Below are 25,017 nucleotides of genomic sequence, written 5' to 3'. Positions count from 1 at the left end.
TGATTGTTATGTCATTAACTAACGAACAAATCATTGAAGCGATCGCTTCTAAATCTGTAACTGAAATCGTAGAATTAATCACTGCGATGGAAGAAAAATTTGGTGTTTCTGCAGCGGCAGCAGCAGTAGCAGTAGCAGCTGGTCCAGCAGAAGCGGCTGAAGAGAAAACTGAATTTGACGTAGTTCTTGCAGGCGCAGGTGCTAACAAAGTAGCAGTTATCAAAGCAGTACGTGGTGCAACTGGTTTAGGCTTAAAAGAAGCTAAAGACTTAGTAGAATCTGCTCCAGCAGTATTGAAAGAAGGTATCTCTAAAGCTGAAGCTGAAGCACTTAAGAAAGAATTAGAAGAAGCTGGCGCACAAGTAGAAGTTAAATAATTTTAACTGACTTGTTAGCCCTTCTAAGGCTCGATGGCTGGTGGTTTTTCCATCAGCCATTTTGTGCTATCAAAACAGAATAAATTTTTCCGTTTAGTTTTTCTGTTTTTCTCAAGTTAATTAGTTCACGTAATTTGGGAATTCCGCTCATCAGAAGTAAGGTTCAGAGTGCGGCATCTGGAAACGGTATCTTTACACGCATACATAACTTACTGATTAACAAGTAGCATTATGTATTTGGTTCACTGAAACACGAGCAGAGGAACCCTATGGTTTACTCCTACACAGAGAAAAAACGAATTCGTAAAGACTTCGGCAAACGCCCGCAAGTTTTAAATGTACCTTATTTATTAACTATCCAACTCGATTCTTTCGATAAATTTATTCAAAGAGATCCTGAAGGTCAGCAAGGCTTAGAAGCGGCATTCCGCTCAGTATTTCCAATTGTTAGCAATAACGGCAACACAGAATTACAATATGTAAGCTATCAATTGGGTGAGCCAGTATTTGACGTGAGAGAATGTCAAATTCGTGGTACCACTTATGCTGCACCATTACGTGTGAAATTGCGTTTAGTTAGCTATGATAAAGACGCAGCTCCAGGTACGATCAAAGATATTAAAGAACAAGAAGTTTATATGGGGGAGATCCCATTAATGACCGACAATGGTACCTTTGTAATCAATGGTACTGAGCGTGTTATCGTGTCGCAATTACATCGTAGCCCAGGCGTATTCTTTGATTCTGATAAAGGTAAAACACACTCTTCAGGTAAAGTTTTATATAACGCAAGAATTATCCCTTACCGTGGTTCATGGTTAGACTTTGAGTTCGATCCAAAAGATAACTTATATGCACGTATCGACCGTCGCCGTAAATTACCTGCAACTATCATTTTACGTGCGTTGAATTACACCACTGAGCAAATTTTAGATATTTTCTTCGATAAAGTTGTTTTTGAAATTAGCAATAACAAATTATTGATGACATTAGTGCCAGAAAGATTACGTGGTGAAACTGCAACATTTGATATTGAAGCGAATGGTAAAGTATATGTTGAACGTGGTCGTCGTATTACCGCACGTCACATTAAAGCATTAGAAAAAGATAATGTGACACAAGTTGAAGTACCAACTGAATATATCGTGGGTAAAGTTGCGGCAAAAGACTATGTGGATTTGGAGTCTGGTGAAATTGTTTGTCCTGCTAATATGGAAATCTCATTAGAGATGTTAGCTAAATTAGCGCAGGCTGGTTATACAACAATTGAAACTCTATTCACTAATGACTTAGATTATGGTCCTTATATTTCAGAAACGTTACGCGTTGATCCATCCAACGATCGTTTAAGTGCGTTAGTTGAAATTTACCGTATGATGCGTCCAGGTGAGCCACCAACAAAAGAAGCTGCTGAAGGTTTATTTGACAACTTATTTTTCTCATCAGATCGTTATGATTTATCTGCAGTAGGTCGTATGAAATTTAACCGCTCTTTAGGTATTGATGAAGAGACTGGTAGCGGCATTTTAAGCAATGAAGACATCATCGGTGTGATGAAAAAACTGATCGAGATCCGTAATGGTCGTGGCGAAGTTGATGATATCGACCACTTAGGTAACCGTCGTATCCGTTCAGTGGGTGAAATGGCAGAAAACCAATTCCGTATTGGTTTAGTACGTGTTGAAAGAGCGGTGAAAGAACGCTTATCTTTAGGTGATTTAGATGCAGTAACACCACAGGATTTAATCAATGCAAAACCAATTTCTGCGGCAGTAAAAGAATTCTTTGGTTCTTCACAACTTTCACAGTTTATGGATCAAAACAACCCGTTATCAGAAGTCACGCACAAACGTCGTATTTCTGCATTAGGTCCAGGTGGTTTGACTCGTGAACGTGCAGGCTTCGAGGTTCGAGATGTTCACGCTACTCACTATGGCCGTGTGTGTCCAATCGAAACCCCTGAGGGTCCAAATATCGGTTTGATCAACTCACTTTCTGTTTACGCACGTACTAACGACTACGGTTTCTTAGAAACGCCATACCGTAAAGTAGTAAACGGTCAAGTGACTGAAGAAATTGAATATTTATCTGCGATTGAAGAAGGTAAATATGTTATCGCTCAGGCGAACTCAAATCTTGATGAAGAGTTACGCTTTACTGATGCGTTCGTAACTTGTCGTGGTGAACACGGTGAATCTGGTTTATATCGTCCAGATGAAATCCACTATATGGACGTTTCAACCCAACAAGTTGTATCGGTGGCGGCTGCGTTAATTCCGTTCCTTGAGCACGACGATGCGAACCGTGCATTGATGGGTGCAAACATGCAACGTCAAGCAGTTCCAACATTACGTGCGGATAAACCATTAGTAGGTACAGGTATCGAGAAAGCAGTAGCAGTTGACTCAGGTGTAACTGTGATTGCAAAACGTGGTGGTGTGGTTCAATACGTTGACGCTTCACGTATCGTTGTGAAAGTAAACGAAGATGAAACCGTTCCAGGTGAAGCAGGTATTGATATCTATAACTTAGTGAAATACACCCGTTCAAACCAAAATACATGTATTAACCAAATTCCTTGTGTGTCATTAGGTGAGCCTATTGGTCGTGGTGAAGTGTTAGCAGACGGTCCTTCAACAGACTTAGGTGAGTTAGCGCTTGGTCAAAATATGCGTGTAGCATTCATGCCTTGGAATGGTTATAACTTCGAAGACTCGATGTTAGTTTCTGAGCGTGTTGTACAAGAAGATCGTTTCACAACGATTCACATTCAAGAACTTTCTTGTGTGGCACGTGACACCAAATTAGGTTCAGAAGAAATCACAGCGGATATTCCAAACGTAGGTGAAGCAGCATTAAGTAAACTTGATGAATCTGGTATTGTTTACATCGGTGCGGAAGTAAAAGGTGGTGATATTCTTGTGGGTAAAGTAACACCAAAAGGTGAAACTCAATTAACCCCAGAAGAAAAATTATTACGTGCGATCTTCGGTGAAAAAGCCTCTGATGTGAAAGATTCTTCATTACGTGTACCAAACAGTGTTTCTGGTACCGTTATCGACGTGCAAGTCTTTACCCGTGATGGTGTAGAAAAAGACAAACGTGCGCTTGAAATTGAAGAAATGCAATTAAAACAAGCGAAAAAAGACCTGGTGGAAGAATTAGAAATCCTTGAGGCAGGTTTATTTACGCGTGTTCGTAGTCTTCTGATTGCAGGTGGTTTTGAAGCGAAAAACTTAGATAAATTAGACCGCACTAAATGGTTAGAGCAATCATTAAGCGATGAAGCACAACAAAACCAATTAGAGCAACTTGCTGAGCAATACGAAGAATTACGTAAGGAATTCGAGCGTAAGTTAGAGATTCAACGTGGTAAGATTATCCAAGGTGATGATTTAGCACCGGGCGTGTTGAAAGTAGTTAAAGTATATCTTGCAGTTAAACGTCATATCCAACCGGGTGATAAAATGGCGGGTCGTCACGGTAACAAAGGGGTTATCTCAAAAATCAACCCTGTGGAAGATATGCCATACGATGAAAATGGTCAGCCAGTAGATATTGTGTTGAACCCTCTGGGCGTTCCATCACGTATGAACATCGGTCAGATCTTAGAAACTCACTTAGGTTTAGCTGCGAAAGGTATCGGTGACAAGATCAATGCGATGATCAAACAACAACAAGAAGTAGCGAAATTACGTGAGTATATGCAAAAAGCATATGACTTGGGTCATGGTTCACAAAAAGTGGATTTAAGTACCTTCACTGATGAAGAAGTGATGCGTTTAGCACAAAACTTACGTAAAGGTTTACCGCTTGCAACCCCAGTATTTGATGGTGCTCATGAAAGCGAAATCAAAGGCTTATTAGAGTTAGGTGGTTTACCAACTTCAGGTCAAATCACTTTATTCGATGGTCGTACTGGTGAGAAATTTGAGCGTCCAGTAACAGTAGGTTACATGTATATGCTCAAGTTGAACCACTTAGTTGATGACAAAATGCACGCACGTTCAACCGGTTCTTATAGCTTGGTTACACAACAGCCGTTAGGTGGTAAAGCACAATTCGGTGGTCAGCGTTTCGGTGAAATGGAGGTATGGGCGCTTGAAGCATACGGCGCAGCATATACTTTACAAGAAATGTTAACCGTGAAATCTGATGACGTAAATGGTCGTACGAAGATGTATAAAAACATCGTTGGTGGAACACATCAAATGGACCCGGGTACACCAGAATCTTTCAATGTAATTATGAAAGAAATTCGCTCGCTTGGTATCAACATTGATTTAGATGAAGATTAATCTGACATCATAACCAAGCTTGGTGTAAAGCAATGTACGCTCAAGTGCGGTGAAAATTTTAAAAATTTCAACCGCACTTGAATAAGTTTAACTCCGACAGGAGCAAATCTGTGAAAGACTTAGTTAAGTTTTTAAAAGCACAATCAAAAACGAGTGAAGATTTTGATGTGATCAAAATTGGTTTAGCATCACCGGATATGATCCGTTCTTGGTCATTTGGTGAAGTTAAAAAACCTGAAACCATTAACTACCGCACATTTAAACCAGAACGTGACGGTCTTTTCTGTGCACGTATTTTTGGACCAGTAAAAGATTACGAATGTTTATGTGGTAAATACAAACGCTTAAAACACCGTGGTGTAATCTGTGAAAAATGTGGCGTTGAAGTAACACAAACCAAAGTACGTCGTGAGCGTATGGGGCATATTGAGCTTGCTTCACCTGTTGCACATATTTGGTTTTTGAAATCACTACCATCCCGTATTGGTTTATTGCTTGATATGCCATTACGTGACATTGAACGTGTTTTATATTTTGAATCATACATTGTGATCGAACCGGGTATGACTGATTTAGATAAAGGTCAGTTATTAACGGAAGAGCAATATTTAGACGCAGAAGATCGTTGGGGTGATGAGTTCGATGCAAAAATGGGTGCGGAAGCCATCCAAGCTTTATTGCGTGATATGGATTTAGCACTTGAATGTGAAAACTTACGTGAAGAATTACAAGAAACTAACTCAGAAACAAAACGTAAGAAAATCACTAAACGTTTAAAATTATTAGAAGCGTTTATTCAATCTGGTAACAAGCCAGAATGGATGGTGATGACTGTATTACCAGTATTACCACCAGATTTACGTCCGTTAGTGCCACTTGATGGCGGTCGTTTCGCTACTTCAGATTTGAACGATTTATACCGTCGTGTAATCAACCGTAATAACCGTTTAAAACGTCTTTTAGACTTAATCGCACCTGATATCATTGTGCGTAACGAAAAACGTATGTTACAAGAATCTGTTGATGCGTTATTAGATAATGGTCGTCGTGGTCGTGCTATTACTGGCTCTAACCGCCGTCCATTAAAATCACTTGCGGATATGATTAAAGGTAAACAAGGTCGTTTCCGTCAAAACCTATTAGGTAAACGTGTTGACTATTCAGGCCGTTCTGTAATCACTGTAGGTCCATACTTACACCTACACCAATGTGGTTTACCGAAGAAAATGGCATTGGAGTTATTCCGTCCGTTTATCTATGCAAAATTAGAAAGCCGTGGCTTCGCTTCAACGATTAAAGCTGCGAAGAAAATGGTCGAGCGTGAAGATGCGATCGTATGGGATATTTTAGCGGAAGTTATTCGCGAACATCCAATTTTATTAAACCGTGCACCAACATTGCACCGTTTGGGTATTCAGGCATTTGAACCATTATTGATCGAAGGTAAAGCAATCCAATTACACCCACTTGTTTGTGCGGCGTTTAATGCTGACTTTGATGGTGACCAAATGGCGGTCCACGTACCATTGACATTAGAAGCTCAGTTAGAAGCACGTGCATTAATGATGTCAACCAACAACATTTTATCACCAGCAAATGGTGAGCCTATTATCGTTCCATCACAAGACGTTGTATTAGGTCTTTACTATATGACACGTGATAAAGTTAACGGTAAAGGCGAAGGAATGTTGTTACAGGACCCTCGTGAAGCTGAAAAAGCGTATCGTACAGGTCAAGCTGAATTACATTCTCGTGTGAAAGTGCGTATCACTGAATATGTGAAAAACGTAGCAGGTGAGTTTGAGCCTCATACTAACTTAGTAGATACTACGATTGGTCGCGCGATTCTTTGGATGATTGCACCAAAAGGTATGCCATTTAGCTTGTTTAACCAAACATTAGGTAAAAAAGCAATTTCTAAGTTAATCAACGAGAGCTATCGTCGTTTAGGTATGAAACCAAGCGTACTATTTGCTGACCAAATTATGTATACCGGTTTTGCATATGCAGCACGTTCTGGCTCATCAGTAGGTATTGATGATATGGTCATTCCTGCGAAGAAATACGAAATTATTTCTGCGGCAGAAGAGGAAGTTGCTGAAATCCAAGAGCAGTTCCAATCAGGTTTAGTTACTGCTGGTGAACGTTATAACAAAGTGATCGATATTTGGGCTGCTGCAAACGAACGTGTTGCTAAAGCGATGATGGAAAACTTGTCTACAGAAGAAGTAATTAACCGTGAAGGCAATCCAGAGAAGCAGGCATCCTTTAATAGCATCTTCATGATGGCGGACTCTGGTGCTCGTGGTTCTGCGGCACAGATTCGTCAGTTAGCAGGTATGCGTGGTCTAATGGCTCGTCCAGATGGTTCGATCATCGAAACGCCAATTACGGCAAACTTCCGTGAAGGTCTAAACGTATTACAGTACTTTATTTCAACCCATGGTGCACGTAAAGGTCTTGCGGATACTGCATTGAAAACAGCAAACTCAGGTTACTTAACCCGTCGTTTAGTTGATGTGGCACAAGACTTAGTTATCATCGAAGATGATTGTGGTACACACGAAGGTATCGTGATGACCCCATTAATTGAGGGTGGTGACGTTAAAGAAGCATTACGTGATCGCGTATTAGGTCGTGTAGTTGCAGAAGACGTATTAAAACCAGGTACAGAAGAAGTATTAATTGCACGTAATACCTTATTAGATGAGAAATTGTGTGATGTGATCGATGCAAATTCTGTTGATAGTATCAAAGTACGTTCAGTAGTAACTTGTAACACAGACTTTGGTGTGTGTGCGAAATGCTACGGACGTGATCTTGCACGTGGTCACTTGATTAACCAAGGTGAGGCAGTTGGTGTTATTGCAGCACAATCAATTGGTGAACCGGGTACACAGTTAACGATGCGTACGTTCCATATCGGTGGTGCTGCGTCTGCAGCTGCGAAAGAGTCAAGTATCCAAGTGAAAAATACGGGTACATTACGCTTAGCGAACGTAAAATTCGTTACTAACAACGAAGGTAAATTAGTATTAACTTCACGTAACACTGAATTAACTATTATTGATGCATTCGGTCGTACTAAAGAACACTATAAAGTGCCTTACGGTGCAGTCTTAAGCAAAGCTGATGGTCAAGATGTTACGGCAGGTGAGACCGTTGCAAACTGGGATCCACATACAATGCCAGTTGTATCTGAGGTGAGCGGTTTTGTTAAATTCGTTGACATCGTTGATGGTTTAACTGTCACTCGTCAAACTGATGAATTAACAGGTTTATCATCAATCGTAGTTCAAGATGTCGGGGAGCGTGCAACAGCAGGTAAAGATTTACGTCCAGCAATCAAACTTGTTGATGCGAAAGGTAACGATATCTTAATCCCAGGTACAGACGTTGTTGCGCAATACTTCTTACCAGGTAAAGCGATCGTAACATTAGACGATAACGCAGAAGTTCATATCGGTGACCCATTAGCACGTATTCCACAAGAATCTGTTGGTACAAAAGATATTACTGGTGGTCTTCCGCGCGTTGCGGACTTATTTGAAGCGCGTAAACCGAAAGAGCCAGCAATCTTGGCTGAAATTTCTGGTATCGTGTCATTCGGTAAAGAAACAAAAGGTAAACGACGCTTATTAATCACACCAGCTGAAGGCGAAACTTACGAAGAAATGATTCCAAAATGGCGTCAACTCAACGTATTTGAAGGTGAGATGGTCGAACGTGGTGATTTAATCTCTGATGGTGCAGAAACGCCACATGATATTTTACGTTTACGTGGTGTTCATGCTGTAACTGATTATATCGTTAATGAAGTACAAGAAGTTTACCGCTTACAAGGGGTAAAAATTAACGATAAACACATCGAAGTCATCGTACGTCAGATGTTACGTAAAGCAATCATCACTAAAGCTTATGACTCTGAATTCTTAGAGGGTGAGCAAGTTGAGGTTGCACGTATTAAGATCGTGAACCGTAAGCGTGAAGCTGAAGGCAAGCCATTAGTTGAATTTGAACGTGAGTTACTTGGTATTACCAAAGCATCTCTTGCAACTGAGTCATTTATCTCTGCAGCATCATTCCAAGAAACAACACGTGTGTTAACTGAAGCTGCAGTTGCGGGTAAACGTGATGAATTGCGTGGCTTGAAAGAGAATGTAATCGTCGGTCGCTTAATCCCTGCTGGTACAGGTTTCGCATATCACCAAAATCGTCAGAAGAAAGTGATGATGAGAGATGAAATGCCAGTTAAATTATCAGCAGCAGATGAAGAAGAAATTGCAGCAGAATTTACTGTTACTGCAGAAGATGCAACAGCAAGTTTAGCAGAAATGTTAAATATGGCTGATGATGCAGAATAATCTACATTAAACAAAAAAACCCGAGCATTGACTCGGGTTTTTTATTTTATTTGATAAGCATATAATGTATCAGATTAATCTAATGGACAGATAATTTATAGATATGGATAAACAGTTTAATTTCAGACTTGATATTAATGGTTTAAGAGCTTGGGCGGCACTGGCTGTATTATTTTTTCATTTCAAGATATTGCATTTTAATGGCGGATTTATTGGTGTAGATATCTTCTTTGTTATTTCTGGCTATTTAATGGCTATGATTTTATACCCTCAAATAGTAGAAAATAGAAAAGTTGATTTAGTTAATTTCTACATTAGAAGGTTTAAGCGAGTTGCTCCAGTATTATTTGTTTTATTGTTAGTAATATTATTTTTGTCTTTCTACCTAATAATTATTATCAATATTTCATCTGTTTTAAGTGAAATTAAAAATTCCACAATATTTATTTATAATATAACGGCTGCAAAAGTGGATTATTTTTCAACTAGTGTTAATGAACGTTGGTTAATGCATACTTGGACATTAGGAGTTGAATTTCAATTTTATCTTTTATTTCCACTTTTACTTTTATTATTTAGAGGATTTTCTAGTGGAAAAATAATATGTTGTTTATCTGTTATAGCTGCCTCATCATTTCTAATGATGCTATATTCTTCTGAACAAAAAAGTAATATTTTCTTTTTATTACATTACCGTTTATGGGAATTTCTATTAGGTGCACTTGTTTTTGTGTTTCAATACAATAAAACTACAAGGATAAAAGATGTATATAGAATATTTATTAGCTATTTAAGTTGGATAGCCTTAATTACTTTTTTCTTATTCTATGAAAAGACAATATGGCCAAATTGGCATGCTCTCATTCCTGTAATTGCGACTTCACTGATATTATTTTTTAATCATAATACTTTTTTCACTTGTCATCCTTGTGTACAAAAATTAGGAGATGCTTCCTATTCTATTTATTTATGGCATTGGCCTGTTCATGTGTTTTGTGTTTTATTTGACTATGATTCTTATTGGGAAGTATTAATTGCTAGTGTGGTGTCTATCTTAATTGGATTAATCAGCTATTATTCTATTGAAAAAACTGTAAAAAATTGGAGTATATCCCTGAAAAAACAAGGATGCATATTATTAGGAATAAGCATATATTTATATTGTTTGGTTTCTGTACTCGAGAAAAAAGAAAGTTTGTTGTTTAGCTATTTCTTTATACATTCTAAATACCAAAATATTATTCCCTATATGGATTTCCCTACGGATGCTGCGCTTAAATGTACTCAAAAGACAGGATTTTGTCAGTTTGGGAAAGAGAAAAGTTCACCAAAATTTATTCTAATTGGCGATAGCCACGCAGTTGCACTTATACCTGGATTGGAGGAGCTTGCAAACAGGTATCAGAGTTCTTTTTTAAGTTCTGCGCTACTTGGTTGCCCGATGATATTTAATGTGAAAAATAAAGAGCATAACTTGCAAAAATGTTTAGAAAGAAATAATAACATTCTTTCACTATTGGAAAATTATCCTAATATCCCAGTTGTTATTGTGAATCGTTATAATGAATATTTATTGGGACATAATGAGGATGAATTTATTTCTTCATATTATTTGGAAACAGAATTAGATATGAGTGATTCATATAGTCTAAAAAAAGTAAGGGAAGAACTTAGTACAGGTTTTTTAGATTCAATATGTAAAATTTCAGAAAAAAATATGACTTATTTGGTGAATTCGATACCAGAAATAGGGAAAAATGTACCAATGCTAATAGCTAAAAATATGTTTATAAAAAATGAAAGAATAGAAATTAAGCTTGATAAACAAAGTTATCTTGACAGAAATCGGTTAGCATCTCGGATTCATGAAACTGCGAAAAAAGACTGTGGTGTTAAGATCATTGATGTTTCTAGTGCGTTATGCGATTCAGAATTTTGTTATACCTCAAATGAAAAAGATATTTATTATGCAGATGATGATCATTTAAATTTGTGGGGAAGCCGTAAGGTATATCCTCTGTTTGAGCATCTGTTCATTAAAGAATCTGCTTCGCATTAGCTAAATTTAAAAATTACTTTTATAATAAAGACATTTTATTCCATTTTTGATAGGCAAAAAGTGCGGTCATTTTTTGTGAAATTTTGTGAGCTTCTATGAATGCGATTCAATCTGATGACTATGGTTATTGGTTACTCACTCAAGACTCTACGTTATATTTGATTGACGGTGAATTGCCTCAAGGCAAAGCATCTGATTTTCAGCTGTTGGGGTTGAAAGCGATGAAGATAGGGCAGATTGATGGTTTGCCGCTATGGTTAGTTGAGGAAATTGCGGATGATACTCGCGAATATGTCTCTTTACGCAGTTTGTTATTTTTGCCTGAAACCCATTTCAATTTACTTAATCGTGGTGTTGAACTAAATCATTTTTTTAAAACTCACCGCTTTTGTGGCAAATGTGGGCATCCAACACATATTGCTGCAGATGAATGTGCGATTGAATGTGCAAATACTAAATGTTCGTATCGTACTTATCCTGTTATTTGTCCTTGTATCATTGTTGCTGTACGCAAAGAGAATCAGATCTTACTCGCTAATCATCAACGCCATAAAGGTGGGATTTATACCACATTGGCTGGTTTTGTTGAGGTTGGAGAAACGTTTGAACAGGCGGTTCATCGTGAAGTATTTGAAGAAACAGGCATTAAGGTTCAGAACTTGCGTTATTTTGGTAGCCAGCCTTGGGCATTCCCAAATTCTGCAATGGTCGGATTTTTAGCGGATTATGAAAGTGGTGAAATTAACTTACAAGAAGATGAAATTTGTGATGCGAAATGGTTTCATTACAGTGCTATGTTGCCGGAGCTTCCACCAAAAGGGACGATAGCACTGAAACTAATAAAGCATACATTACAATTGTGTGCTGATGAAGAAAGGAAAGTAAAATGACAGCATTAAAAAATGATCGTTATTTAAGAGCGTTATTGCGTGAGCCCGTTGATATGACTCCAGTTTGGATGATGCGTCAAGCAGGTCGCTATTTGCCAGAATACCGTGCAACACGTACAGTAGCAGGGGATTTTATGTCATTGTGCCGCAATGCTGAACTAGCTTGTGAAGTGACTTTACAGCCTTTACGTCGTTACGATTTAGATGCTGCAATTTTATTTTCCGATATTTTAACGATTCCAGATGCGATGGGATTAGGTTTAAGTTTCGGTGTAGGTGAGGGGCCTAAATTTGCTCATCCAATTGATAGCAAAAGTGCGGTACAAAATTTGCCAATTCCAGATCCTGAAAGTGAATTACAGTATGTGATGAATGCGGTGCGTACGATTCGCCTTGAATTAAAAGGTGATGTGCCTTTAATTGGATTTTCTGGTAGTCCTTGGACATTGGCGACTTATATGGTGGAAGGTTGCAGTAGCAAAGCCTTCACAAAAATTAAAAGAATGCTGTATGCAGATCCACAATTACTGCATCAATTATTAGATAAGTTAGCGGACTCTGTGACCTTATATCTCAATGCACAAATTAAAGCCGGTGCGCAGTCAGTGATGATTTTTGATACTTGGGGTGGGGTGCTTGGACATCGTGAGTTTGTAGATTTTTCATTACAGTATATGCACAAAATTGTTGATGCACTTATTCGTGAAAATGAGGGAAGAAAAGTGCCTGTCACATTATTTACTAAAGGTGGTGGCTTATGGTTAGAAGCAATGGCAGAAACAGGCTGTGATGCATTAGGAATTGACTGGACGGTCAATCTTGGGGAGGCGAAAGCACGAGTGGGGCATAAAGTAGCTTTACAAGGCAATATGGATCCTTCAGTATTATATGCATCACCAGATCGAATTGAACAAGAAGTGCGGTCAATTTTGGCGGATTTTGGTCAAGGTAGCGGACACGTATTTAATTTAGGGCACGGTATCCATCAAGATGTGTTAGCAAGTAGCCCTAAAATTTTTGTTGATGCAATTCATCAATATTCCAAACAATATCATAAATAAAGAGCAGTAAATTATGCGAAACCCAATTCAGAAACGATTAGAAAACTTTGAAACTTGGCAGCACCTGACGTTTATGACGTGCTTATGTGAGCGCATGCTCCCGAATTTTCAATTATTTTGTCAGGTAACAGAACAAGAACAATCAGCCAGAACCTATCAAAATATTTTGAATTTAGTATGGGAGCATTTGACAATTAAGGGTGCAAAAATTAATTTTGAAGGGCAGTTGGAAAAATTAGAAGATATTATTCCAGATGTGAATGACTATCAATTTTATGGTGTTTTACCAGCAGTGGATGCGTGTGAAGCATTATCAGAGCTTTTACATACGATTATTGCAGGCTCCAGTTTAGAACAAGCTGTCAAAATGAGCCAATTATCACTACAAACAGTGGCGACTTTTTTAGAGACACAATCAGAACACGAATTATCCGAAAAAGAACTGAAAGAAAGTGAGGAAATTCAGCAGGAATTAGATGTGCAGTGGCTAATTTACCGTACTCTTAAGGATTGTGAAGAACGTGATGTCGAAGTAATTTTAAGCCTAAAAAATGAGCTTAGAGAGGCTAAAGTTTCAAATATCGGTATAGAATTTGTGCAATAATGTGATATTTATAGCAATTTTAAAAAATCTTTCTTTTTTTTATCGTAAAGTTAGATTAAGCTTGGTAATACTGTTATTACAGTAATGGCATTTATCGGAAAACGTAGTATTTTTCCATACATATTTGAATAAAGTAGAAGGTATTAATTTATGAATAAAACGGATTTAATCGATGCAATCGCTAGTGCAGCTGAATTAAATAAAAAACAAGCTAAAGCTGCTTTAGAAGCAACTTTAGAAGCGATTTCAGGTAGTTTAAAAGCGGGTCAACCTGTGCAACTAATCGGTTTCGGTACATTCAAAGTGAATGAGCGTAAAGCACGTACTGGTCGTAATCCACAAACTGGTGCAGAGATCAAAATTGCAGCATCTAAAGTTCCAGCGTTCGTTGCCGGTAAAGCATTAAAAGACGCAGTAAAATAATTTTCATAGATCAAAAATATCTAAAGCTCCGTATTTAGGCGGGGCTTTTTATTTTCTCTTTATACTCCAAATGATTTTTCTATTTACATTCTTTCTGTCACCTCTATAATGTTTTGCAATTATTCTTTCTGATGCCTTTTATTTTCTTTGAGCTTTACTCAAGAGACGAAAGTGCGGTCAATTTTCCATTACTTTTAGAAAAAGGAACGTTTATGTGTGGTATTGTTGGTGCTGTTGCACAGCGTGATGTTGCTGAAATTTTGATTAATGGGTTACACCGTTTAGAGTACCGTGGTTATGACTCAGCAGGTGTAGCTGTTGTTAATGATAAACAGGAATTACAACGAATTCGTTGTTTAGGGAAAGTAAAAGCGTTAGATGATGCAGTTATGGAGAACCCATTAATTGGGGGAACCGGTATTGCACACACCCGATGGGCAACACACGGTCAGCCTTCTGAAGATAATGCACATCCTCATACATCGGGCAATTTTGCTGTTGTTCACAATGGTATTATTGAAAATTATGAAGAACTTCGTTCAGAGTTACAAGCTAAAGGCTATGTCTTCTTGTCTCAAACTGATACTGAAGTGATTGCCCATTTAGTGGAATGGGAAATGCGTACGGCTAGCAACTTATTAGAAGCCGTACAAAAAGTCGTAAAACAGCTCAAAGGGGCTTATGGTATGGTGGTGATGGATCGTGAAACTCCTCAACACCTTGTTGCAGCACGATCAGGTAGCCCGCTTGTCATCGGTTTAGGTATCGGTGAAAACTTCCTCGCCTCAGATCAGTTAGCACTCTTAAGTGTCACTCGTCGTTTTATGTTTCTTGAAGAAGGGGATATCGCTGAAATTACACGCCGCTCTGTTGATATTTATGATATGAGTGGGAAAAAAGTTGAGCGTGAAGTGCTTGACTCACAATTAGCGAATGATTCCGCAGAAAAAGGTAAATTCCGCCACTTTATGCAAAAAGAAATTTTTGAACAACCTACCGCACTTATCAACACGATGGAAGGGCGAATTCTGCACAATTCTGTGGTGGTAGAAAGTATTGGTAACGGTGCAAAAGAATTACTTTCGCAAGTGGATCATATTCAAATTGTGGCTTGTGGCACATCATATAATGCAGGTATGGTAGCACGCTATTGGTTTGAAGATCTGGCAGGAGTAAGCTGTGATGTTGAAATTGCATCAGAATTCCGCTACCGTAAATTTGTGACGCGTCCAAATAGTTTACTTATCACACTTTCACAATCAGGTGAAACAGCAGATACGCTCGCAGCGTTGCGTTTAGCTAAAGAAAAAGGCTATATGGGTGCAATGACTATTTGTAACGTTGCAGGTTCATCGCTTGTGCGTGAATCTGATCTTGCTTTTATGACTCGTGCAGGTGTCGAAATTGGTGTGGCATCCACCAAAGCATTTACGACGCAATTAGTGACCTTGTTAATGTTAGTTACTGCATTAGGTAAATTAAAAGGTACTATTTCAGCAGAAAAAGAGTCTGAAATTATTAAAGCCTTACATTCATTACCTGCGGATATCGAAAAAGCTCTGGCATTTGACTCAAGCATTGAAAGTTTAGCAGAAGACTTTGCGGAGAAACATCACGCACTATTTTTAGGTCGTGGAGAATATTATCCAATCGCAATGGAAGCTTCATTGAAGTTAAAAGAAATTTCTTATATTCACGCAGAAGCTTATGCGGCAGGTGAGTTGAAACATGGCCCTTTAGCCTTGATCGATGCGGATATGCCTGTGATAGTTGTTGCTCCAACCAATGATTTGCTTGAAAAAGTGAAGTCGAATATTGAAGAAGTGCGTGCGCGTGGTGGTCAATTATATGTCTTTGCAGATAAAGAAGCAGGCTTTGTAGAAAGTGATGGTATGAAGATCATTACGATGCCAACAGTAAATCCATTGGTTGCGCCAATTTTCTATACGGTTCCAATGCAACTCTTGTCTTATCACGTTGCTTTAATTAAAGGTACTGATGTAGATCAGCCACGTAATTTAGCGAAAGCGGTTACTGTGGAATAACTTTTGAACGGAAAGTGCGGTGTATTTTCTGACGGTTTTAGAAAGTCTTCGCACTACTCTTACTACTAGAAAAGGTTTTTTATTTTGGAGTAGTTGTACAATAGACATAAAAAATAGGGATAGTTAGTTATCCCTATTTCTATTTGGATAGCTTAATAAAAAATAATACATCCCCAAACAACGGCAACCGCTACCATTGCGACAAAGACAGCAGCTGAGCCAAGATCTTTTGCACGTCCAGATAATTCGTGGTGTTCTAATCCAACACGATCGACAACGGACTCAATAGCGCTATTAATTAATTCTAATGCAAGTACAAGCAATAATGATCCAAGCAGTAACGCAATTTCAGCACCATTATCACCTAACCAAAAAGCCAGTGGTACAAGGAAAATACAACAAAGTAATTCGTGACGAAAAGCGGTTTCGTGGCGTATCGCAAATTTGAGTCCTTTCAATGAGTAGCCTGTTGCTTTAATTAAATGCGTTAAACCCGTTGTTTTATACATAAATAATCCTAATTATTAGCGATGTTATAGACGTTTTGCTTCAATCACATCTTCTAGTTTAGAAAGACGTGCTAAAATTTTACTTAAAATTTGAACATTATTCAGCTCAATTTCCATATCAATAGTAGCAAGCTGCTTTTTCTGATCGATACGGCTGGAAACACCAGATACGCTGATTTTATCATTGGCTAATATTGTCGTAATATCACGTAATAAACCATTTCGGTCACTCGCAATAATACGAATATTCAGTCTGAAACCACTAGAATAATTTTCTCCCCATACGGAGTCAACGACTCGTTCTGGATGTGCATTTTGTAGCTCAAGAAATTGTTCGCAGTCACTACGGTGAATTGAAATCCCTCTGCCCATTGTAATATAACCAACAATGTCGTCACCTGGAATCGGCTGACAGCAACGTGCAATATGGTGCATTAAATTGCCAACACCTTCTACAATTACAAATCCTTTTTTATCCGCTTTATGCTGTGAATTGACTGCACTTTTACTGGCTACATGGCGTAAAATTTCTTCGTCAGCTTCTTGCGCACTCACCTTGATGAGCTTGTTTTGTAAATAGTTGATTAGGTGATTGAGGCGAATATCACCACCGCCCAAACCTGAATATAAATCATCCAGATTTTTAAGGTTATAGCGTGGTAAACCGTGTTGCTCCACCTGTTTTAATGTAATATTCAAACGAGTAATCTCGTTTTCGAGCATTTCCTTACCCGCAGGAATATTCTTATCGCGATCTTGTTTCCTAAACCAAGCATGGATTTTAGCTCTCGCTTTAGCCGTGTGTGTAAAGCCTAAATTTGGGTTTAACCAGTCTCGGCTTGGGTTTGGATTTTTCTGAGTGATAATATCCACCTGATCGCCCATTTGTAGCTGATAGGTAAATGGTACAATTCGTCCACCAACTTTTGCACCAATACAGCGGTGACCAATTTCGCTGTGGATTGCATAAGCAAAATCCAATGGGGTTGAGCCAGTAGGTAAATCTATCACTTCCCCTTTTGGCGTAAATACGTAAACACGATCATCGAAAACTTGGCTACGCATTTCCGCCATCACTTCGCCAGAATCTGTAATATCATCTTGCCACGCTAACAATTTACGTAGCCAAGTGATTTTTTCTTCGTAGCCTGAACGCCCGCTTATCTCACCTTCTTTGTATTTCCAGTGAGCTGCTACGCCTAATTCTGCATCATCATGCATTTGTTGAGTACGGATTTGAACCTCAATTGGTTTACCACCTTTGCCTAATACAACAGTGTGGATAGATTGGTAACCATTGGGTTTGGGGTTCGCTACATAGTCATCAAATTCTTTTGGGATATGTTTAAAGTGGGTGTGCACAATCCCCAATGCAGAATAACAATCTTGCAGTTTTTGTACGATAATTCGGACTGCTCGAACATCGTATAAATCACTGAATTCAAGATGTTTTTTCTGCATTTTTCGCCAGATACTGTAAATATGTTTTGGGCGACCATACACTTCGGCTTTCTCTAAATTCTCATTGAGATAGCCATTTAATTCTGCCACAAAATCAGCGATATATTGCTCACGGTCTAAACGACGTTCTTGCAACAGTTTTGCGATGCTACGATATTGAGTCGGGTGTAAATAACGGAAACAATAATCTTCAAGCTCCCATTTGAGTTGCCCGATCCCTAAACGGTTAGCGAGCGGTGCATAAATATTTGCGCATTCTTTAGCTGCTAATACTTTATCTTCTTCTGAACAATGATTTTCCGCATCACGTAGAAAGGTAATTCGTTCTGCAAGTTTGATGATCACACAACGGAAATCATCGACCATTGCAAGTAGCATTCGTCGAATGTTGTCTACTTGAGAGCTATTGGCAGATTGGCTAGCGTTAAGTTGGCGAATGTTATCCATTTCCATAACGCCTTTGGCAAGTTTGCTGATATTGGTTCCAAATTTTTCTGCAATTTGGTCAAGTGCAACGAGCTTATGATTAATAATAGGATAAAGCATTGCAGTAAGTAAGGTGTCTGCATCCATATTTAAACTGTGCAGAATTTCCACCATTTCAACGCCCGATGAGGTGGAACAAGTAGCGGGAACTGGTTGTTGTTCGAGGATCGTTTGATGCGAATAATACCAAGCTTCAATTAATGTACTTTTTACTGCTGAAGGTAGGTCTAAATTTTCGCACCATTTTTCAATCACAAATTCGTTGGGATTGACCAAATGAGAACTTCGTACTGCAACCATAATTTATCCTATACTTTCTCAAATAAACTTATAGATTCTAAATGCCCCGTATGTGGAAACATATCGATCATTGCTACTTTGCTTAAGCGATAGCCGAAGTCGGCTAAGATTTCTGTATCTCGAATCAAAGTAGCAGGATTACAAGACACATATAATATTTTTTGAGCACCTAATTCACACAAGGCGTTTAATGCAAAAGCAGCACCTGTGCGTGGTGGATCCAATAAAATTTTGTCAAAAGGTAGCTTTGCCCACGCTTGATCGGAAAAGCGTTGATCAAGGTTCGTTTGGTAAAATTGGACATTAGCACATTGATTTTGTTCCGCGTTCTTCTGTGCTTTTTGTACCATTTCTTGTACACCTTCAATGCCAATCACACTTTTCACTTTGCGACTTAATGGTAGAGTAAAATTCCCCATTCCGCAGAATAAATCTAGCACATTATCCGTAGAGTTCAGTTCCAACCAGTCTAATGCTGTTGCGATCATTTTCAGGTTTAAATCAGCGTTCACCTGAATAAAATCACGAATATCAAATTGTAATTTTAGATCCCCAATTTGATAAAATGGGGCTTCACCACTTAACTGAATAATCTCATCTTGTTGCTGTAAAAACAGCATTAGCTTTTCTTGCAGGGCAAACTCTAGCAATAAAGTGCGGTCATTGTCTGTTAAATTTCCGATATGGCGGAGCAACATTGCAATGCCATTATCCACTTTGACTAATTCAATATGCCCGAGTTGCTTGGGCGTTGACCACTGTGTAAAAAGTGCGGTCAATTTAGGTAAAATTTGGCTTAATTTAGGTTCTAAAATATTACAATGTTGAATATTAACGATCTGTTGGGATTTTTTTTGGCGAAAGCCTATATCCAGTTTCTTTGTTTTTAAGTTAAACAGCATACTTAAACGCACCCGTCGACGATAATGCCAAGCTTCGCCTGTAAGCATTGGCATTAATTGCACATCAGGTTGTAGTTTAGACAAACGTTGTAAAAGAGCTTTTTGTTTGGTAGCACGTTGTAAGTGAATAGATATATGCTGGGTTTGGCAGCCACCGCATTGTTGGTAATACTTGCATGGTGGTACTTGACGTTCAGTGCTTTGTTTTAAAATCTTATGAGCTACCCCACGACTGTATTGGCGCTTTTCTTCAATAGGTTGTACTTCAACGGTTTCACTAGGCAAGGCATTTTCAATAAACCACGTTTTGCCTTGAATTTTTGCCACACCTAAGCCTTGATAGTCTAAATCAAGAATTTCAGTGCGAAAGTGCGGTGCCTTTTGTGTTTTTTTTGGTGGTGCGTAATGTAAAACCATAAGTTATTTCTGATATAAAACATATTGTGTAAATAATTCTCGACTTTTCAATGGTTTATTCCCTAAATAGGGTTTCAATGCCATTCTTGTAAAGCGCTTTGCCGCTTGTAAAGTAGCGGGATCGTGAAATTCACGTGCTTCAAAAGCGAGTAAATCCCTTCCATAAAAGGTGAGGTTATCTTTAATTAATGAGGCGATAAAGCCTTTTTCTTCTCGATAACGATAAGTCATATTTTCATCAACAATTTTCCCCGAACCTGCACAATGACAAAAATCGACGCCATAACCGAGCGTGTGTAACAGCTCGAACTCAAAATGGCGTAAATAAGGCTCGACTTGTTGTGTGTTGCTAGCAAGCCCAGTTAAACAGCGTAAATAATTTTGGAAAAGTTGCGGATATGCAGTTTCTGGTTCTAGTACTCTGCTAAGTAATTCATTGACATAAAAGCCACTGTACAATGCGGTATGTTGTAAAGGTAGTGCAATGGCTGCAGGCTCTGCTTTAGTGAGCGTTTTGAGTTCTCCCTTACCTGTCCAACGGAGTAATAATGGAGTAAATGGCTGTAAAACACTTTTTAAGCTGGAACGTTTGGCACGTGCTCCTTTGGCAATCACTGTCAAACGACCTGACTCTTCAGTAAATAAATCCACTAATAAGCTCGTTTCACTGTATGCTTTGCGATGTAGCACAAAACCACGTTGCCAATTTTCGATCATATGCCTTTATTTTTATGTATTAAATCAATTATATTTTAACAGATTTTTGAGCATACTTTTTACTCTTTATAATTTATTTTTTAATAGGGCAAGATAGGAAAATAGAAAGGAAAAGTGCGGTCAAATTAACCGCACTTTTTGAGTTTAGTGAGCTGCAATTTTTCCGAATTTTCCGCTTTGCACATCATGCATTGCTTGCAAAATTTCATCTTGTGTATTCATTACAAACGGACCGTAACCAACAATGGGTTCGTTAATTGGTTCACCTGTTAAAATAAGTAATTTCACTTCATTATTTGTCTCAATATGCACATTCTCACCACCTGTTTCGAAGGTGACTAATTCACCACGACGAGCGATCTCACTACCATTGATTTGTAACGTTCCATCCAATACCAAAATGATGAGATTATGGCTTTCAGGTACTGCAAATGTATGCTCTTTGCCCGCATTCATTTTGACGTCCCACATATTAATTGGACTGAATGTGCTAGCTGCTCCCTTGGTGCTATTGAAAACACCTGCGATAATGCGAGCAGAGCCTGCATTATTTTCCAATTCTACTACGGGAATATCTGCCGATGTAATGGCTTGATATTTTGGTGGTGTCATTTTGTCTTTGGCAGGTAAATTCACCCACAATTGCACCATTTCAAACATGCCTCCTTCTTTAGAGAATTTTTCAGAATGAAATTCTTCGTGCATAATCCCTGCACCAGCTGTCATCCATTGCACATCGCCAGTACCAATTATACCACCACCTCCTGTGGAGTCTGCGTGTTGTACTTCACCTTGATAAGCTATAGTAACTGTTTCAAAGCCACGATGTGGATGCTCACCAACACCTCTAAAATCATGTTTACGTCCACCGTCAAAATGGCGTGGAGGGTTATAATCCATTAATAAAAATGGATCTAAATTTTTGTCTTTGTCTTGATAGCTAAACATAGATTGGACATGGAAACCATTGCCAACCCAGTGTTTTGCTGGTGCATAGTGAACTTTTGCGACTTTTTTCATAGTGTCCTCTCTTAGTTGGTTAATTTATTTATTTTCGTAACAATGTTTGTATAATTTGGGATATATTATATATTTTCACTATTTTTGATAAATGTGTCTGATATTGAAATATTGTTAATTATTTATTAATAATGTTTTGGGGAAAAAATGAATTTCTCTCTGAAAATATGCTTTTCTGATATAATAAAAAATTAAGGAAACAATCAAGCAGAACTATGAGAATACCTCGAATTTATCATCCTACTTCCTTACAAGGAATAACATTTTGTGAATTAAGTGAAGACGCGGCCAACCACGTTGGACGTGTGTTACGTATGCAGGTTGGTGAACAATTAGAATTATTTGATGGTAGCAACCATACTTACGCAGCAACCATTACGCAAGTGAGTAAAAAAGCCGTTACGGTAGAAATCCTCAGCCAGCAATTAGACGACCGCGAGAGCCATCTAAAAATTCATTTGGGTCAAGTGATATCACGCGGTGAGCGAATGGAATTTACGATACAAAAATCCGTTGAGCTTGGAGTGAGTGTAATTACTCCATTATGGTCGGAACGCTGTGGGGTCAAGTTGGATGCGGATCGAATGGAGAAAAAGATCCAACAATGGCAAAAAATAGCAATTGCCGCTTGTGAACAATGTGGACGCAATGTGATCCCTGAAATTCGTCCTCTGATGAGATTACAAGATTGGTGTGCAGAAAAAGATGGGGCATTGAAGTTGAATTTGCATCCAAAAGCCCAATATTCTATTCGTACCTTACCAGCAATTCCAGAGGAAGGGGTACGTTTACTGATAGGCTCGGAAGGGGGCTTATCACCACAAGAGATTTCTCAAACAGAGCAACAAGGCTTTACCGAAGTGTTGCTTGGCAAACGAGTGCTACGCACTGAAACAGCCTCACTAGCGGCGATTAGCGCATTACAAATTTGTTTTGGGGATCTAGGTTAACGCAAATAAGAGAGATAATGATGGAATTACAAGATCATTTTTTAATTGCAATGCCACAAATGGAAGATGATTATTTTTCTCGTTCAGTGGTTTATATTTGCGAACATAACGATCAAGGCTCAATGGGTTTAGTACTTAATCAGCCGACAGATTTAAGTATCGCTGAATTGTGTGCAAAAATGAATTTTATGATGAAAACTGACCGCACTTATAGTAATGACTTAGTGCTTGCAGGTGGCCCAACTAATGTTGAACGTGGCTTTATTTTGCATACCAAAACAGAACAAGATTTTAAACATAGCTATAAAGTTACAGATCAGCTTACTTTAACTACTTCGGCAGATGTTATTGATACTTTTGGTACAAAGCAAGCCCCTGAGAAATATTTGGTTACATTGGGTTGTGCGAGTTGGTCGCCTAATCAGCTTGAAGATGAAATTGTGAATAACGATTGGCTAGTTGTGCCTGCTAATAATCGCATTTTATTTGATGTGCCTTATGAAGAACGTTGGTTAGAGGCGAATTTATTGCTTGGTATTCAACATCATAATTTTGCACACCAAGCGGGACATTGCTAATGTGCATCACAGTATTAGCCTTTGACTTTGGCACAAAAAGCATTGGCTGTGCCGTTGGACAGAGTATTACAAGAACAGCACAAGCTTTACCTGCGTTTAAAGCACAAGATGGTATCCCAAATTGGGATGCCATCGAAAAATGTTTAAATGAATGGCGGCCAGATTTGGTGGTAGTGGGTTTGCCGCTGAATATGGACGGCACAGAACAAGAGTTGACTACAAGAGCTAGAAAATTTGCTAACCGATTAAATGGCCGTTTTGGTGTTCAAGTCGAATTACAAGATGAGCGTTTAACCACTACGGAAGCACGTGCAGAAATTTTTGAGCGTGGTGGTTATAAGGCATTGAATAAAAGTAAAGTAGATGGCATCTCAGCCTGCTTAATTTTAGAAAGTTGGTTTGAGAAGCAAACAGGCAAATAAATTCACATAATGACACACGCCTCAGAAAATTAACGATTTCTTGCTTAATTATCTGAGGCAATTTTTTAAAAACAGTTATTTTTAGCTAACCTTCATTTATATTGAGTTTTGTTGTTTTTCTTCATAGAGCCATTCGGCAACTTGTTTGGCGTAATATGTGAGAATACCATCAGCACCTGCACGTTTAAAGCATAGCAAAGATTCTATAATACATTCTTTTTCTTTTAACCAACCATTTTGTATTGCGGCTTGGTGCATTGCGTATTCACCAGACACTTGGTAGGCAAAAGTAGGGACACCAAAATGGGTTTTCACTCTATACACTAAATCAAGATAGGGCATACCCGGTTTTACCATCACCATATCTGCACCTTCTTGTAAGTCGAGTGCTACTTCTTGCAAGCCTTCGTCGCTATTGGCTGGGTCAAGCTGATAGGTTTTTTTATCACCACCTTTTAAATTAGATGCAGAGCCGACAGCGTTGCGGAAGGGACCATAATAATTTGAAGCATATTTAGCGGAGTAAGCCATGATCAGCGTATTTACAAAACCTTTTTCTTCAAGTGCGGTACGAATTTTACCAATTCTACCGTCCATCATATCGCTTGGAGCGACAATATCAGCACCTGCTTCAGCATGAGACAGTGCTTGTTTTACTAGAATATCAGTGGTGATGTCATTAAGTACATAACTTTCGTCATCAATAATGCCATCTTGACCGTGTACAGTGTAAGGATCCAGTGCTATGTCTGTAAGCACACCTAATTGCGGATAAGCATTCTTCAATGCTTTTACTGCACGTTGCACTAAACCATTAGGGTTGTATGCTTCTTCTGCCATTAATGATTTTTTATCTTGTTCAATAACGGGGAATAGTGCGATCACAGGTACCCCGTATTTCACTAATAAGCCTGCTTCAATTAAAAGTTGATCAACTGTCAAACGTTCAACTCCAGGCATTGAAGGCACAGGCTCACGGTAATTTTCTCCGTCTAGAATAAAAACAGGATAAATTAAATCATCTGTAGTCAGTTTGTTTTCTGCCATTAAACGACGGCTAAAATCGTGTTTACGCATACGGCGTAAACGACGATGAGGGAAACCTGTAAAAATTTGCTGAGCCATATTAACTCC

Annotated in this window: 18 protein-coding genes; 12 read left to right on the top strand and 6 right to left on the bottom strand. The window is 38.6% G+C overall.

Annotated elements, in window-relative coordinates:
• The first annotated feature begins 8 nt into the window (after window positions 1-8).
• From rplL to glmS, 9 genes are all read left to right on the top strand, one after another.
• On the top strand, window positions 9-377 hold the full coding sequence (gene rplL, locus CKV78_RS07325) for a 50S ribosomal protein L7/L12 (RefSeq protein ID WP_005763432.1): 369 nt from the start codon (window positions 9-11) through the stop codon (window positions 375-377).
• Between the two features lie 269 nt (window positions 378-646).
• Entirely contained in the window at window positions 647-4,675 is a 4,029-nt protein-coding gene (rpoB, locus tag CKV78_RS07320) for a DNA-directed RNA polymerase subunit beta (protein ID WP_005763431.1), read from the top strand.
• A 110-nt stretch (window positions 4,676-4,785) separates the two neighbouring features.
• Entirely contained in the window at window positions 4,786-9,039 is a 4,254-nt protein-coding gene (gene rpoC, locus CKV78_RS07315) for a DNA-directed RNA polymerase subunit beta' (RefSeq protein WP_005763429.1), read from the top strand.
• Between the two features lie 103 nt (window positions 9,040-9,142).
• The gene (locus CKV78_RS07310; RefSeq protein WP_005763427.1) at window positions 9,143-11,098 is read left to right on the top strand and encodes an acyltransferase family protein; all 1,956 of its coding nucleotides are present in this window, start codon (window positions 9,143-9,145) and stop codon (window positions 11,096-11,098) included.
• A gap of 95 nt (window positions 11,099-11,193) precedes the next feature.
• Window positions 11,194-11,988, top strand: a complete 795-nt coding sequence (gene nudC, locus CKV78_RS07305) for an NAD(+) diphosphatase (RefSeq protein ID WP_005763425.1) — start codon at window positions 11,194-11,196, stop codon at window positions 11,986-11,988.
• Window positions 11,985-13,049 carry a uroporphyrinogen decarboxylase gene (gene hemE / locus CKV78_RS07300; protein WP_005763423.1) on the top strand — a complete coding sequence of 355 codons (1,065 nt, stop codon included), beginning with the start codon at window positions 11,985-11,987 and terminating at the stop codon, window positions 13,047-13,049. Before nudC ends, hemE begins: the two co-directional genes overlap by 4 nt.
• A 13-nt stretch (window positions 13,050-13,062) precedes the next feature.
• On the top strand, window positions 13,063-13,653 hold the full coding sequence (locus tag CKV78_RS07295) for a YjaG family protein (RefSeq protein WP_005763421.1): 591 nt from the start codon (window positions 13,063-13,065) through the stop codon (window positions 13,651-13,653).
• Between the two features lie 150 nt (window positions 13,654-13,803).
• Window positions 13,804-14,076, top strand: coding sequence for an HU family DNA-binding protein (locus CKV78_RS07290; protein ID WP_005763419.1), 273 nt, complete (start codon window positions 13,804-13,806; stop codon window positions 14,074-14,076).
• Window positions 14,077-14,288: 212 nt separating this feature from the next.
• Window positions 14,289-16,121, top strand: a complete 1,833-nt coding sequence (gene glmS, locus CKV78_RS07285; RefSeq protein ID WP_032855377.1) for a glutamine--fructose-6-phosphate transaminase (isomerizing) — start codon at window positions 14,289-14,291, stop codon at window positions 16,119-16,121.
• A gap of 152 nt (window positions 16,122-16,273) precedes the next feature.
• Here the strand turns inward: glmS and CKV78_RS07280 are convergent, their stop codons facing one another.
• From CKV78_RS07280 to CKV78_RS07260, 5 genes are all read right to left on the bottom strand, one after another.
• Window positions 16,274-16,630 (bottom strand): diacylglycerol kinase, encoded by a 357-nt coding sequence (locus tag CKV78_RS07280; RefSeq protein WP_005763416.1) that lies wholly within the window; start codon window positions 16,628-16,630, stop codon window positions 16,274-16,276.
• A 24-nt stretch (window positions 16,631-16,654) separates the two neighbouring features.
• A complete protein-coding gene (relA, locus tag CKV78_RS07275) occupies window positions 16,655-18,877 on the bottom strand; it encodes a GTP diphosphokinase (RefSeq protein WP_005763414.1) in 2,223 nt (740 codons plus the stop codon).
• Between the two features lie 8 nt (window positions 18,878-18,885).
• Window positions 18,886-20,196, bottom strand: a complete 1,311-nt coding sequence (gene rlmD, locus CKV78_RS07270; RefSeq protein ID WP_005763412.1) for a 23S rRNA (uracil(1939)-C(5))-methyltransferase RlmD — start codon at window positions 20,194-20,196, stop codon at window positions 18,886-18,888.
• A gap of 3 nt (window positions 20,197-20,199) precedes the next feature.
• Window positions 20,200-20,913 carry a DNA repair protein RecO gene (gene recO / locus CKV78_RS07265; protein WP_005763410.1) on the bottom strand — a complete coding sequence of 238 codons (714 nt, stop codon included), beginning with the start codon at window positions 20,911-20,913 and terminating at the stop codon, window positions 20,200-20,202.
• A 144-nt stretch (window positions 20,914-21,057) separates the two neighbouring features.
• Window positions 21,058-21,933, bottom strand: a complete 876-nt coding sequence (locus tag CKV78_RS07260; protein WP_005763408.1) for a pirin family protein — start codon at window positions 21,931-21,933, stop codon at window positions 21,058-21,060.
• Window positions 21,934-22,148: 215 nt separating this feature from the next.
• Between CKV78_RS07260 and rsmE the strand changes: the two genes are divergently transcribed.
• Genes rsmE through ruvX form a run of 3 tightly spaced genes read left to right on the top strand, consistent with a single transcriptional unit; the run spans window position 22,149 to window position 23,883 of the window.
• A complete protein-coding gene (rsmE, locus tag CKV78_RS07255; protein WP_005763406.1) occupies window positions 22,149-22,883 on the top strand; it encodes a 16S rRNA (uracil(1498)-N(3))-methyltransferase in 735 nt (244 codons plus the stop codon).
• A 20-nt stretch (window positions 22,884-22,903) separates the two neighbouring features.
• Complete coding sequence (locus CKV78_RS07250; RefSeq protein WP_032855376.1) at window positions 22,904-23,461, top strand: YqgE/AlgH family protein; 558 nt, start codon at window positions 22,904-22,906, stop codon at window positions 23,459-23,461.
• Complete coding sequence (ruvX, locus tag CKV78_RS07245) at window positions 23,461-23,883, top strand: Holliday junction resolvase RuvX (RefSeq protein WP_005763402.1); 423 nt, start codon at window positions 23,461-23,463, stop codon at window positions 23,881-23,883. The genes CKV78_RS07250 and ruvX overlap by 1 nt, the downstream gene beginning before the upstream one ends.
• 96 nt (window positions 23,884-23,979) lie before the next feature.
• Here the strand turns inward: ruvX and hemB are convergent, their stop codons facing one another.
• Window positions 23,980-25,008: a porphobilinogen synthase gene (gene hemB, locus CKV78_RS07240; protein WP_005763401.1), complete on the bottom strand. Its 1,029-nt coding sequence runs from the start codon at window positions 25,006-25,008 to the stop codon at window positions 23,980-23,982.
• Between the last annotated feature and the right edge of the window lie 9 nt (window positions 25,009-25,017).

The organism is Pasteurella dagmatis, assembly GCF_900186835.1.
In the GTDB taxonomy this organism is placed as follows: Bacteria; Pseudomonadota; Gammaproteobacteria; order Enterobacterales; family Pasteurellaceae; genus Pasteurella; species Pasteurella dagmatis.
This window is presented reverse-complemented; position numbering and strand designations above follow the sequence as displayed.